This window comes from Virgibacillus sp. DJP39 (genome assembly GCF_049310925.1).
Classification (GTDB): domain Bacteria; phylum Bacillota; class Bacilli; order Bacillales; family Amphibacillaceae; genus Virgibacillus_F.
On the sequence record NZ_JBMERP010000085.1, the window covers coordinates 1 to 14,351 of the forward strand.

The window sequence follows — 14,351 nt, forward strand, 5'->3', positions numbered from 1 at the left end:
ATTATAAATAATTCGGCTCACGTCGTTCGTTCTTACACAAATCTTCGTATTGTTTTTTTAATTTCTGGAAATTCTACTTTACCATTTGTAAAAAACTCTTTTGTTAAATACGCACTATAATTAACCGCTTGGTCGTAAGTAATCTGCCCGGGTAGTGGAGCCATATCTTCAGTTGCTACATCAATAATAGTTGGCTTTTTGGACATAAACGCTTGTTTCATCGTATTATTCATTTCTTCTTGTCTGTCAATGCGATAACCTTCCCCACCACAGGCATTTGCAAACTCGGCAAAATTGATGGAACCAAGATTCGTTTCATAATTTAAATTTCCTTTTATTTGCTGCTCATACTTTATCATACCAATCCCACTGTTATTTAACACTATAATTTTTATAGGCATGCCATACTTAACTGCAGTAATGAAATCGTGCATAACCATGCTGAATCCTCCGTCACCACATATAGCAACTACTTGCTTTTCTGGTGAAGCAATATGCCCTGCAATAGCTCCAGGTAAACCTGAACCCATTGTAGCTAGTGCCCCGGAAATTACAAATTTCTGCTTGGTAAATGGAAAGAAACGTGTCGTCCACACCGTGACATTCCCCACATCACATGAGATAATTGCATCCTTTTCAACATTCTTCTCAAGGGCATGCATTACCTGTGGTCCATAAATTGGATCTGTTTTTTCTTTTTTTTGTTCCTGCATATGGACATGCCATCTTTTCATTTTCTCCTGGTATTTTTTTAAAAATTCATCAGATTCGGGTTCCGATACCATTGATGTTAGCCTTGGAAGAATTTCTTTAACGTCTCCACAAAGCCCCTCTGTTATTGGATAAATACTACCTAACATGTCTGGTTTAATTTCGATTTGTACTGCATTTACACCATCTGGCAGATAATCCCTGTAAGGAAATGACGTTCCTATTAATAAAAGCAAATCTGTATCCATAATTGCCTCATATGCAGGCTTTGTCCCAATTTGTCCATGCTGACCAAGATTCAGCTCATGGTAATCAGGAATTGCCCCTTTCCCAAGTAAACTTAATACAATAGGCGCTTTTATTTTTTTCGCGAATTTCACAAGATCTTTACCAGCGTCACTCACGCCCTTTCCAGCTAGTATCACTGGCTTTTTGGCTCGATTCAAATGATCGACTACTCGGTCTATTGATTCCTGATTTGGTGAAATTTTTGGATCAATAAGAACCTGACTTGTTTTCATACCATCAGTTTTCTGTTTTACAGCAAACAAATTATCGGGAACCACGATTACTGATGGACCTTTTTGAGTATATGCTTTTCGAATTGCCATATTTAATAGATCAGGCAGTTGTTCTGCTGATTCCGCTCTTCTGTTAAAAACACCTACTCCATCAAACATTCTCTCCAAATTAATTTCCTGGTGTGCATCGGTTCCGACTGCATTACTTGGCACTTGCCCTACAATTGCAAGTACTGGTACCTTATCTTTTTGCGCATCATACAAACCATTGATTAAATGTGCAGCTCCTGGTCCCCCAATTGATAAGCACACTCCTAACTTTCCAGTTAATTTAGCATAGGCAGATGCTGCTAGTGCACCAACTTCCTCATGTCGAATCTGAATAAAATCAATATCTTCTTCTCTTTTCCGTAAATCATCAATAAATTCATTAATAGAATTGCCTGGCATTCCGTAAATATGGTCAACACCCGTTTCTACCAGTTGATTAATTAATAGGTCACCTGTACGACTTTCAAACAAATCTATTCACCCTTTCGTTCAAATACTGTTCTATAATTACCTATTTCCTTTCACATAACAAAAAAAACCTGTATTTGTACATACAGGTTTTAAACGTTTAATTAATCTTCGTCAATTACGAGATGTTTTTCAAATCTGGAAATATCTTTATCAGAACCAATTACAATTAGAATATCATTTTCGGAAAGTGTGTAGTCAGCACTAGGTGAGACATTAATTTCTTTATTATGTTTAATAGCAACAACGTTACATCCATAATTCGCACGGATATCTAGCTCAATCATTGTCTTATCAAGCATTTTCTTTCCAACCTTAACTTCAACAATACTATGGTCATCAGATAGTTCAAGGTAGTCAAGAATGTTGTTGGAAATAATATTATGCGCAATTCTTTTTCCCATATCCCGTTCTGGATGAACAACCTGGTCTGCACCTATTTTATTAAGAATTTTTTCATGATAGTCGTTTTGTGCTTTTACTGTAATGTTCTTAATTCCAAGGTCTGTAAGAACAACAGTGGTTAAGATACTAGCCTGAATATTATCACCAATTGCCACAATAACGTGATCAATATTTTTGATTCCCAGTTCTTTAAGTGTTGCTTCGTCAGTTGAATCAGCAATAACTGCATGTGAAGCAATATTTTTGTATTCATTAACTTTATCTTCGTCGTTATCTATAGCTAGAACCTGCATACCCTCTGCGCTAAGTTCACGGCAAATACTTCCACCAAATCGACCTAATCCAATTACAGCAAATTCTCGTTTCATTTTCTTTCCCCCATCAATAAACCGTTCTTTTCATAAGTTTATCATATAATACTTGTAAGGAAAATAACTATGTCACTTTTTCCCTTTTACATAATCAGCATCAAATAAAAACATTTTCATCAATAATACTAAAGAAGGAATCAATAAACATAAGCCTGCAATAAAGGCGATAATTAAAGCTACTCCCATTGTTTCATGTGTAGCGTTCTCATAAATGGTAATATATGGGTCTAACAAATACGGCAAATGTCCCCTCCCATAACCAAAGAAGGCAAAGAAAAACTGAAGCATTACAGCAATGAAAGCTATACCATAATTTTTTTCTTTAAAAATTAGTAATATCGCGATCATAAAAAATCCAACCGACAGACCAAACATCCACCATAAATCCAACATATTTTCATAGTGACGTTCATTATGCTGGCTTAGGGCTATAAATGTAGTTAGGCTGGCAATTATTGTAGGAACACTCCAAAACAGTGCATATCCCCTTACGATCTTCAATGCCGGTTTGTCATTAGCGCGTGCCGCATAAAATGTTAAAAAAGTAGAGCTGATATACAGTACAGAAACAATTGCTAAAAAAACAACACTCCATGAATAAGGGCTTGTTAGTAATTCAACAACTCGAAGTGATACTGCACCATCACTTTCGACAATGAACCCACCCTCAGATAATGTCAAGGCCGTAGATAATGATGCCGGAATAAGTAACCCTGATGCCCCGTACAGAAACATATAAAAATTACTTTTTTTCGATCCATAGTTTTCAAATGCATAAAAAGAGCCACGTATAGCAATTAAAATAATTGCTATACTTCCTGGAATCAGTAATGCTGTCCCATAGTAATAAGCAGTATCCGGGAAAAATCCTACCAGGCCAACAAAGAAAAACACAAAGAACACATTCGTTACTTCCCATACGGGAGATAAATACCTGGATATTAATTTATTTATTATATGATCCTTTTTTGTTACTTTCGCATAATATGCAAAAAATCCAGCACCAAAGTCAATTGATGCTACTATCAAGTACCCGTATAGAAAGAACCATAATACGGAAATACCTATAATTTCATAACCCATTACACATCATCCTTTTTTAAGGTTGTATCTAGTTTTAATGCCTTCCTATGATAAGCATTTGATTTCTTCTTCAGAATAATAAACGCAGTTATAGCGGCCAGAATAGCCAATTATATTATGCTCATTACTGAACAAGTGTTTTTTCTTCATAACAAACTGTTGAAAATTGTATACAACAATAGTATATACCCTTTGTCTATAAAAATCAGCAACCCAAAATGACAGTTATATGACAAAACCAGTCCAATGATACTGGACTGGTTCCGAAACTCTATACTTATTTACTTTAAGCAGTTTTGCATTAATAGCCAGTGAAAAGCTTGTTACTCATCATCGCTTCTAAATAGCATCTAACATTTGAAACTGTGATTTAACTAGACCAAAATATTCACCTTTGTTATCCATAAGCTGTTGGTGACTTCCATGCTCTAGTATCTTACCTTGTTCAAGTACGTAGATCGTGTCTGATTCACGTATTGTAGAGAGTCGATGAGCTATTATAATTGCAGTTCTACCTTTTAATAGTCTTTTTAAGGCAGTCTGAATTTTCACTTCTGTTTCAGTATCGATACTTGCTGTCGCTTCATCTAAAATTAATATTCTGGGATCTGCTAGTAATGCTCGAGCAAAAGATAGAAGCTGACGTTCACCAGCTGAAAGAATGTTTCCTCTTTCCTCGACTTCTGTCTCATACCCTTCAGCAAGTCTTTGGATGAAGTCATCTGCACCTACTACCTTAGCTGCATCCATAACTTGTTCATCTGTTGCAGTCGGTTGACCAAAACGAATGTTTTCCATAATCGTGCCGGAGAAAATAAATGTATCTTGTAACACAACACTGATTTGTTGACGCAGTGTATCTAAACGTACGTCAGTCAGATCATAACCATCAATTTTTACAGATCCTTTTGTAGGATCATAAAATCGGCTGATTAGATTTGCTATCGTTGATTTTCCACTACCTGTATGACCTACGAGGGCAATGGTTTGACCTTGTTTAATATCTAACGAAATTTCATGTAATGCTTTGCGTTCAGGGTCATATGAAAACTCAACCTTGTCAAACTCAATATGCCCTTTCATGTTTTTAAATTCATAGGCATTTTCTTTTTCTTTAACGTTTGGTTGCTCATCGAGGAATTCAAATATTCGCTCAGATGCAGCCATCGCCATCAATAATTGATTGTACATTTGTCCTAAGCGGGAAATTGGTTCCCAGAACATACCCAGGAAGAATGCAAATGTCACAAAAGTACCAATTTCGATTCCACCATTATCCACACCTACAAGGACCAAATGAGCACCATACGTGATTAATATTATTGTCCCTATGGCGTTACTGATCTCTACGAAGGGACGAAATAAAGCACTCTTCTTGCTTGCATTACGCCAACTTTCAAAGTTATCAGAGTTGATCCCATTAAAAAATTCTGCATTTTCTTTTTCCTGTGAAAACGACTGTGTAATGCGAACTCCCTGGATACTCTCGTTTAAATGTGAGTTTAATCTGGATTGCTGTATTCGCACATCCTGCCATGACCGGCGTATCTTGCGTCGAAGTCTTGTAGAGATATAAAACATAATCGGTAAAATGATCATGATAGCAAGAGCTAATTTTGGACTAAATACTAACAAAATAACTACAATTCCAATAAGTGTAACAACGTCCATTAATAGGTTTATTATTCCATTTGTAAACAATTCCTGTAATGAATTAATGTCGTTCATAATTCTTACCAGTATGGAACCGGCAGATCTCGAATCAAAAAATCGGTGTGATAAGCGCTGTACATGTGAAAACAAGTGCTTGCGTAAATCATAAATAACATTTTGACCTAAAATATTTACCCACTTAATCCGATAAATATTTCCAACATAATTTATTAAATAAAGCACACCGATAATTACAACCAGGTAGGTTAACATGCTTGTGTCTTTATTTTTAATTGCAACATTAATTGCTACATTACCGATTAATATAGGTACAGCTAAACGAACTGCTGTTGAGATTAACATAGCGATAATTGCACCAGGCAGATATGTCTTGGAATACGGTTTTAGATACGCCAGTAACCTCACCATTTGTTTCCAGTTAAACTGCTTTTCAATTGCTTGATCGACAGAATAGTGGAATCGTTTTAAATGACGACTTTTCTTAACTTGATCCTTTGATTTAGACAATTTTCATCCCCCCCTTATTGCTCCACTGACTCCATGATTGCTTCACGGTCCTGATATTGAATGTCATAAATTCTTTGATAGACTCCATGATTGTTAATTAACGTATCATGTGTACCCCGTTCGGCTACTTCTCCACCTTCGAGTACGATTATTTCATCAGCATGCTTTAATGAGGAAATACGGTGGGCAATAATAAATGTTGTGCGTCCCTTCATCACCTCTTTTAAAGCTTTCTGAATTTTAAATTCAGTACCCATATCTACTGCAGAAGTAGCATCATCAAGCACTAAAATGCTCGGGTTGATACAAATAGCCCTTGCAATTGCGATGCGTTGCTTTTGACCACCAGATAGTCCCATACCGCGTTCACCAAGCATCGTGTCATACCCTTTTGGCTTCTCCATGATGAATTCATGTGCCTGAGCCCGTTTTGCTGCATCGATAACTTGTTCATCTGATAGTCCTGGTTTTCCATAAGCAATGTTCTCCCTAATCGTAGTGGAAAACAAGAATGGTTCCTGTAACACAAAGCCAATTTGACTTCGTAAGGTCTTTAAATTATATTCAGAAACTGGCAGACCGTCTACTAGAACTTTTCCTTGTTCAGGCTCATAAAAACGTGTAATTAATTGAGTAATGCTTGTTTTACCTGATCCAGTAGCTCCTATTAACCCAATAACTTTGCCTGGGGGAGCATCAAGACTAATATTTTTAAGTGCTGAATCATCATTCTCAACATAGGTTAATGATACATCTTCAAAAGTAACGTGCCCTTTGATCTCACCCTCTATTGCATTTTCTTTTTCAATTATATCTTCCTTAGCATGCAGGATTTCAATTAAACGTTCACCTGAAGCTTTAGATTGAGAAAATAAGTTAATAACAAATCCTAAGTTCATCAATGGTCCTAAAATGTACCAAACTAAACTGAAGAAAGCGACCAGTTCACCTAATCCAAGCCTTCCCTCTATAACTAGGTAACCACCAAATGCAAGCAGTGCAACTGCACACACGTTTCCGATAAATTCCATTAATGGGAAAAACTTTGCCCATATTTCAGATGTTTTCAGATAATGTTTACGATAGTTGTCATTATTTGATGAAAACCGATCAATTTCAAAATCCTCACGCGATAGGGATTTCACTGTGGTCATACCACTAATATTTTCCTGAACACGTGTATTCAAGTTTCCAAAGGATTTTCTTATCCCTCTAAATGCAGGGTGAACACGCTTGTCAAACTGATAGACTACAACGCCAAGAAACGGCATTGCGGCCATTGTAACTAGTGTTAGCGGGACAGAATAAAAAAACATTACACCCAGACTAATGACAATCAGGAGCGTAATCCGGATTAGTTCTGAAAATCCAGCTGATAGAAAGAAGCGAAATGCTTCAACATCTGCTGTTAATCTCGACATTAAATCCCCTGTTTTTGCGTTGTCGTAATATTTAAATGACAACACTTGAAGCTTTTCGTATAACGCATCTCTCAATACGAAAACTGATCGAATACCAAAGAGATCCCCTAGGTACTGATGAAAATAAGTCGCGAAGCCTTTTATTATCATTAAAAACAAAAATGCTAGTGCAATATACGGTATAAGTGGATATCTATCCTTTAAAATTACTTCATCTATAGTTTGTTGCAAAATTATCGGATATACTAAAGTAATTGCAGTAACAATAATTAAAAACACTAACGATGTAAAAAAGTACTTCTTAAACGGCCAATAATATTGCTTTAGTTTCTTAAAAGTATCCATGAGTTTCCCCCCTCTGATGTTTTCCGTAATTACTAATATAACGGGTTTCGAAATAATAATCTACGCTTTTGCTCAAATTTTTAAAGTATTTCATGATTATTTTAATTTAGAGCATAAAAAACCCATTCACATCAATGTAAATGGGTTTTTTTAAACTATACTTTTTCATGTTTCGTTTATTTTTCTGTAATTCCCAGGACACGGTTTACACGTTTACGAAGCATTTTCATGCCACCGCCACCTGCTTGAAAATGTCTCAACTTACCTTCATTGTCAAAGACATAATAGGCTGGGACATATTGATTTTCAAATGCGTCTGTTAGTTTGTGTTCATTGTCCACAAAAATCGGTTGGCTTATATCATGTTCACTGGCAACCTCTTTGATCTGATCTAAATCTAAGTCTTTCTCAGAACGTGGCATATGCACAGCAATAACATTTAGTTCATCTTTGTATTCATCTCTAAACTCATTAACATTTGGCATTGCATCTTTACATAATCCACAGCTTACTGACCAAAAATGAATTAAAGTAGGTTTATTCCCAATTAAGTCATTCTTCTTAATAGCATTACTGTTAAACCATTTGGTTGCTCCGTTTAGTTCAGGCATCTCTGCTCTTAGTTTCATTGATTTCTGCCTCCATTTACGGTAATTATTAGAAAAATTGGCTATCGCCAAGCCTCAGCTACTCAAAAAAGCTGACCCTCCAAATAACTTTGTTAAGAGCCAGCTTTTGTTATTTAGTATAATACGTTTGATTTATTAAAGTGTTGCTTGACCAGGTTTCCAATTTGCCGGGCAAAGTCCACCAGTTTGAAGTGCTTGCAATACGCGTAATGTTTCATCCACGTCACGACCAATATTGTTATGAAAAACAGTCTGGTACTGAAGCTCACCTTCAGGATTAATAATAAATAATCCGCGGAGTGCAACTCCTTCGTCTTCTATAAGAACACCGTAGTCCTGTGAAACAGCATGGTTAGTGTCTGCAGCCAATGGGTATTTTAACTCACCTAAGCCATTATCTTCACGGGATGTGTTGATCCATGCTTTATGTGTATGAACTGTATCTGTTGATAAACCGATTACTTCAGCGTCCAAGTCTTCAAACTCATCATAACGGTCAGACATTGCAGTTATTTCAGTAGGACATACAAATGTAAAATCCATTGGATAAAAGAAAAGTACCGTCCATTTATCATTCTTCATGTTTTCTTCTAAGCTTACTTTACCAAATTCTTTATTAGGCAAAACAGCATCCATTGTAAAACGTGGTGCCTGTTTACCTACCATTCTTTCTGCCATTGAGAATCCCTCCACTTTCTAATTAAAATATATCCATTAATAATTATAGGTAACCTCTTAATTTTAGTCAATATTAAGTGATAGTTAATTTAAAAAGGACTACATTCTTATTCATATGTTAGTCACTTTTTCCTCATAGTATAGAGTATACCCAAACCTATCCACTCTAACACCACTACTCTGAAAAGGAAGTCACCTTAATATTACCCTATCATTAAACATCAATTGTTGTCTATTAATGAGAATCATCCTATCAGTAGAAAAGATTTAGATAGGAAATAGTTGAAAAGACAGTAGGCATTGGATAAGATTAAACCGTGATATTTCTACTAAAAGGAGATTTGATATGGACATATTTGATGATGGGCTTACCCTTGATTTTGGTGCATTATTATCAGAAATAATACCGGTAGCATTAAGACTGGGGCTATTAATACTTGCATTTGTAATCTTTGTACCGATTGGCAAGAAAATTATTGAAACATCAATTAGAAGAGCCGGAAAAAACGAAAAGCTAACACCCGGGCGCGTTAAAACACTAGAAAAACTGTTAGTTAATGTATTTTCCTATGCTATGATCTTTGTTTTCGTTCTTATGTTGTTCGGGACTTTTGATATTAATATTGCACCACTAATAGCAGGGGCTGGAATCATAGGTTTAGCAATTGGATTTGGTGCTCAGGGATTAGTGAGTGATATTGTCACCGGATTTTTCATTCTATTAGAACGTCAAATTGAGATAGATGATTATGTCACATCTGGTGGTTACGATGGTATCGTTGAAGAGGTTGGATTAAGAACCACAAAAATCCGAAGCTTTGATGGCACATTGAATTTTGTACCTAATAGGCTGCTAGTAGGTGTTTCAAATCACTCACGCGGAAATATGCGTGCATTAGTTGATATAGGAATTAGTTATGATGAAAATATTGATGAAGCTATAACCGTACTTGAAAAGGTTTGTGCTGAATTCCAGGAGGACGAGCGATTTAAAGATGGACCAAACGCACTGGGTGTTCAGGGTCTGGGCTCATCCGATGTCGTACTTCGTGTTGTTGGACAAACTGAAAATGGCCAGCAGTGGGCATGTGAACGTGATATGCGTAAACGAATTAAACTTGCATTTGATGAATCTGGGATTGAAATTCCATATCCACATCAGGTTAACGTTCATAAAGAGTCCAACTAGAGTAAAAAGATAACCCCACTTCTAAAGAGGCGGGGTTATCTTTTTATATTCCTAATTTCTTTTCAACCATTTGACAAACATTCTCTGCATTATACCCATCTGCGTTAATTACTGAAGCATCCGTACTAATAGTTGACATGCCCATCACATCTTTGTCCTGTCCAGAGATTACACAACAATCACATTGGTCTACATCCTCCTCAGAATGTAAATCTACAACTTGATGACCTCTTTCCTTTAAAGCATCCTTTACATCAGTAAGTGTACCTTCAACGCCAATCAGCGCCATAATAATTTCCTCCTTCACCACATTAGAAAATCATTATGTAGTTTTCACAAAAAAGTAAAAGGTATGCAAAAAAGCCAATTTTCTCTATTAACTTTCCTTCTTAGGCAGAAAAGCAATCAAAATACAGGCCACAACGGCCATAATTAGCAGTAGCGAATAGACATTATGTAACCCAGCTGTTAATCCATCCTGTAAAACACTTTTAATTTTTTCAGATAGTTCCCCATGTGAATCAAGATTCAAAATTTGATTAGATGCATTAATTGAAACCTTATTTCCAAGGCTATGATTTGTTAGGTATGATTCAATTTTACTGTTTAACAATCCACCAAGCAGTGCAGCACCTATCGCACTGCCTAAAGAGCGCATAAACATATTGGTTGCTGTTGCAATTCCTCTTCGTTCCCAGTTGACAGTGCTTTGAATAGATACAATAAAAGAAGTACTGGTAAACCCCATTCCAACACCAATAAAGAATGAACCAGCCCCCGCCCAGACTGGGCCCATTTCAGGGGTCAAAAGATAAAAGAAAATACCGCCGATAATTAAAGAAATTCCACCTATTAATGATGTATTACGATAACCAATAACCAGAAGTAGTTTTCCGGCAATGATCGCAGAAATTGGCCAACCGATTGACATTGTAGTGAGCGTAAACCCTGCTATTGTTGCGGATTGATTCATAACCCCCTGAACAAAGGCAGGTAAATAACTGGACACTCCAATAAGGATCATGCCAGTTATAAAGGTGGTCACATTTGCAACACTAATTAATTTATTCCGCCAGATATCCATAGGCATCATTGGGTCTTTAACACGTTTTTCATGCACCAAAAAGAAGATGATACCTGTTATTACTAGAATTATTAACGAAATCATAATTGGGGAGGTCCATGGAATTTTCAACCCTCCCTCAACCAATATAAACAGTAATGAACTAACCGTTACCATTATTATAATAGACCCACCATAATCGATGGATTGGTGCTTTTTTTCTATGTCTTCATGAAGGAAAAAAACAATACCAAGTATTGCTAATATTCCAAGTGGCAGGTTCATCCAGAATACATATCTCCAACTCAAAAAATCAATGAAAAGGCCGCCTAAAAGCGGACCAGTTACAGCAGATATCCCCCATACGCTTGACAAATATCCTTGTATCTTAGCTCGTTCGTGTTTATCATAAATATCTCCGACTATTGTAGTGGCAATTGGCATAACTGCCCCTGCTCCCAATCCCTGAACAAACCGGGAAACAATTAACATAGTCATTGAATTACTTAACCCACAGCTAATCGAGCCTACTAAAAAAATACTAACACCAATTACAAATACTGGTTTTCTTCCAAACGTATCCGACAGTTTACCAAATATTAATACAGTAGCTGCATTGGTCAATAAGTAAGCTGAAAATACCCAACTATATAGTGAAAAACCACCTAAATCAGCCACAATGCTGGGGATTGCAGTAGCAACAATGGTTCCTTCAATCGCTGCTAAAAACATACCAAGCATTACAGAAGCTAAAATAAACGGCCGATTTAACTTTTTATTTTTATGTAATTGATTTCCCATTTATTATCACAGCTTATCCAGTAACAAAAACCCTTGGCATAGGTATGATGACAAGGGGATTTTGTATACCATCATTTAGTTTGTCTTCTTTGCATATATATCCCGGTTAACTTGTTTTAAAATTGCACGTCTAGTCAAAATTCCATCAAAATATCCTTCTTTGTCAGAAACACAGATAAATGGAAAATCAATGACTGCTTTTAATGCATCTAAAAAAGTGTCTTCTTTTGCTAAACACGGAACATCCTTATACATTACTTCCTCTACACGCATCGTTGAAAGTTTTTCAAATTCAAACCTTTCAAGACCTAGGATTTGATTTAATATCACTGTTTTTCCTATTGTGCCGACCAATTTATATGATGAGTCTAAGACTGGAACAGCAGAATAACCTGACTTAACCAATACAAGTAATGCATGTTCAAGTGGATTATTTAATTGTACATGCGCTACTTTTTCAGAAACAATAAGTAAATCTTCAACGAGAATATCAGTTAATTGTTTATCTTGTAATAAGCTCATAAAAAACGCTCCTTTTTAGTAATAAAATGTTAGAGGGAACTATTCCTCTAAAAGGAGTAAATAATTAGTTATCTACATAGACAGTTTACCATAATAAGCGTTCGAGTGACATGGATAGTGATATTATTCATTGAGTTTTTCGCTTTATGTGGTATAACATAAACATATGAACAACATTTTAATACATTATATTCAGTTTACATTATAAATGGAATGAGGTAATTATATGAAAATTCACACATTTTCAAGGAAAGAAGAAATTGTCCATGCGATCACCCATGGGCTTGGAGCATTATTGAGTGTTATCGCTCTTGTTCTTCTCATTGTTTACGCAACTTTAAATGGCAATTTGTGGCACATCGTTTCGGTCACCATATTTGGCTCAAGCATGCTTTTTATGTATGTTTGTTCAACTATTGTTCACAGTCTGCCTGAGGGAAAATGGAAGGATATCTTTCAAATTTTTGACCATTCCTCCATTTACTTATTTATTGCTGGGTCATATACACCACTTTTACTTGTTATTCTTCAGGGTAATATTGGTTGGATATTATTTAGCATTCTTTGGGGAATCGCACTAATTGGTGTGGCATTCAAAATATTTTTCGTGAAAAAGTTTCTCGTATTCTCTACATTGCTTTATATCCTAATGGGGTGGATTATTGTTTTTGCTTGGGAACCATTCACAAGAGCTTTTAATCAAGACGGCCTATATCTATTAATAATTGGTGGATTATTTTATACGGTGGGATCAATCTTTTATGTGTGGCGTGGTTTTCCATATCACCACGCAGTGTGGCACTTATTTGTTTTAGCAGGATCCGTTTTTCACTTTTTCACTATATTTTATTATGTAATCTAGGGTTTAGATATAGCTAGAGCCGTTTATGGACACAGAAATCCTTTTCTTACAGGAAATCAGTGTCCATATATTGCTTATAAGGTTCTAAATACTTGTTCTAAAAAGGAAACTTATTTAACCATTGACCTCCATCCATAGTAACCACTTCTCCATTTATATAGGATGCTTTATCAGATAGGAGAAAATATGCTAACTCAGCAATTTCTTCCGGCTTACCCAGTCGTTTTAACGGAACAGAATTGATTGTGCGTTGGGCTGCTTTCTCGGATTCAAACAGTTTGTCGGCACCACCTGTTCTTTCTATGGGACCTGGAGCAATCGCATTTACGCGAATACCGTACTGTGTCCCCCATTCTACTGCAAGAGTTCTTGTCATATTAAGCACGCCTGCTTTTGCTGCAGATGAGTGAATGATACCTGCTCCTGCATTCCAGGCATATGTTGCTACCATATTTAGTATAGTTCCTTTTTTACCATTATCAATCCAGTATTTGCCTACCGCACTACTGCAGTAAAATGTACCGTTTAATACAATATCAATTACTGAATTCCAACCATTATGTGATAAATTCTCTGCTTTACAAATGAAATTTCCCGCTGCATTATTAACTAGATGATCAATTGTCCCAAATTCTTTCACCGTTTCTTCAACCATTCTGGATACATCTTCTGTTTTGCGCACATCCATTGGAACAACTAATACCTTACCCTTACCTAATTGTTCTAGTTCGCTTTTTACAAGGTCCAGTTTCTCTTTATTTCTACCCGTAATAACGACGTTTGCTCCCTCTTTAATAAACTTCTCTGCCATAAACTTTCCCATACCACTTGAACTTCCCGTAATGATTACAGTTTGATTTTCCATAATGTCCTCCTCTTAGAAAACTTGGCTTATCGCCAAGCCTTAATGGCGAAAGCCTTAGTTGCACTTATGCAGTAAGAAGTGATTTATACTTTCTTACCTGCTAAACACAAAAATGAATACTTATTCACTTTACTAAATAAAGCATAAGCTCTAGTGATCAAAAAGTAAACAGACAATTTAGATAG

General features: G+C 36.1%; 13 protein-coding genes. 2 read left to right on the plus strand and 11 right to left on the minus strand.

The window, feature by feature from the left end:
• Window positions 1–32 precede the first annotated feature (32 nt).
• From ACOI1D_RS18400 to ACOI1D_RS18430, 7 genes are all read right to left on the minus strand, one after another.
• Window positions 33–1,754 carry a pyruvate oxidase gene (locus ACOI1D_RS18400; RefSeq protein ID WP_422503309.1) on the minus strand — a complete coding sequence of 574 codons (1,722 nt, stop codon included), beginning with the start codon at window positions 1,752–1,754 and terminating at the stop codon, window positions 33–35.
• Between the two features lie 101 nt (window positions 1,755–1,855).
• Window positions 1,856–2,524, minus strand: a complete 669-nt coding sequence (locus tag ACOI1D_RS18405) for a potassium channel family protein (protein WP_422503311.1) — start codon at window positions 2,522–2,524, stop codon at window positions 1,856–1,858.
• A gap of 72 nt (window positions 2,525–2,596) precedes the next feature.
• Window positions 2,597–3,610, minus strand: a complete 1,014-nt coding sequence (locus tag ACOI1D_RS18410) for a cytochrome d ubiquinol oxidase subunit II (RefSeq protein ID WP_422503312.1) — start codon at window positions 3,608–3,610, stop codon at window positions 2,597–2,599.
• Between the two features lie 339 nt (window positions 3,611–3,949).
• The gene (locus tag ACOI1D_RS18415) at window positions 3,950–5,791 is read right to left on the minus strand and encodes an ABC transporter ATP-binding protein (protein WP_422503313.1); all 1,842 of its coding nucleotides are present in this window, start codon (window positions 5,789–5,791) and stop codon (window positions 3,950–3,952) included.
• Between the two features lie 14 nt (window positions 5,792–5,805).
• Complete coding sequence (locus ACOI1D_RS18420; protein ID WP_422503315.1) at window positions 5,806–7,557, minus strand: ABC transporter ATP-binding protein; 1,752 nt, start codon at window positions 7,555–7,557, stop codon at window positions 5,806–5,808.
• A gap of 176 nt (window positions 7,558–7,733) precedes the next feature.
• Window positions 7,734–8,186: a TlpA family protein disulfide reductase gene (locus ACOI1D_RS18425; RefSeq protein WP_422503317.1), complete on the minus strand. Its 453-nt coding sequence runs from the start codon at window positions 8,184–8,186 to the stop codon at window positions 7,734–7,736.
• Window positions 8,187–8,321: 135 nt separating this feature from the next.
• On the minus strand, window positions 8,322–8,864 hold the full coding sequence (locus ACOI1D_RS18430; protein ID WP_422503319.1) for a peroxiredoxin: 543 nt from the start codon (window positions 8,862–8,864) through the stop codon (window positions 8,322–8,324).
• A 346-nt stretch (window positions 8,865–9,210) separates the two neighbouring features.
• Between ACOI1D_RS18430 and ACOI1D_RS18435 the strand changes: the two genes are divergently transcribed.
• The gene (locus tag ACOI1D_RS18435; protein WP_422503320.1) at window positions 9,211–10,053 is read left to right on the plus strand and encodes a mechanosensitive ion channel family protein; all 843 of its coding nucleotides are present in this window, start codon (window positions 9,211–9,213) and stop codon (window positions 10,051–10,053) included.
• A 43-nt stretch (window positions 10,054–10,096) separates the two neighbouring features.
• Here ACOI1D_RS18435 and ACOI1D_RS18440 read toward each other — a convergent pair whose 3' ends face one another.
• The 3 genes from ACOI1D_RS18440 to cbpB all read right to left on the minus strand — a co-directional run bounded on the left by ACOI1D_RS18440 (window position 10,097) and on the right by cbpB (window position 12,439).
• Entirely contained in the window at window positions 10,097–10,342 is a 246-nt protein-coding gene (locus ACOI1D_RS18440; RefSeq protein ID WP_422503322.1) for a YkuS family protein, read from the minus strand.
• An 87-nt stretch (window positions 10,343–10,429) separates the two neighbouring features.
• On the minus strand, window positions 10,430–11,917 hold the full coding sequence (locus ACOI1D_RS18445) for an MDR family MFS transporter (RefSeq protein ID WP_422503323.1): 1,488 nt from the start codon (window positions 11,915–11,917) through the stop codon (window positions 10,430–10,432).
• A gap of 75 nt (window positions 11,918–11,992) precedes the next feature.
• Window positions 11,993–12,439, minus strand: coding sequence for a cyclic-di-AMP-binding protein CbpB (gene cbpB, locus ACOI1D_RS18450; RefSeq protein ID WP_422503325.1), 447 nt, complete (start codon window positions 12,437–12,439; stop codon window positions 11,993–11,995).
• Between the two features lie 226 nt (window positions 12,440–12,665).
• On the opposite strand from cbpB, the gene trhA reads away from it, so the two are divergent.
• Entirely contained in the window at window positions 12,666–13,301 is a 636-nt protein-coding gene (gene trhA / locus ACOI1D_RS18455) for a PAQR family membrane homeostasis protein TrhA (RefSeq protein ID WP_422503326.1), read from the plus strand.
• A gap of 97 nt (window positions 13,302–13,398) precedes the next feature.
• On the opposite strand, the gene fadH is transcribed toward trhA, so the two are convergent.
• Window positions 13,399–14,166: a 2,4-dienoyl-CoA reductase gene (gene fadH / locus ACOI1D_RS18460; RefSeq protein ID WP_422503328.1), complete on the minus strand. Its 768-nt coding sequence runs from the start codon at window positions 14,164–14,166 to the stop codon at window positions 13,399–13,401.
• Window positions 14,167–14,351 lie beyond the last annotated feature (185 nt).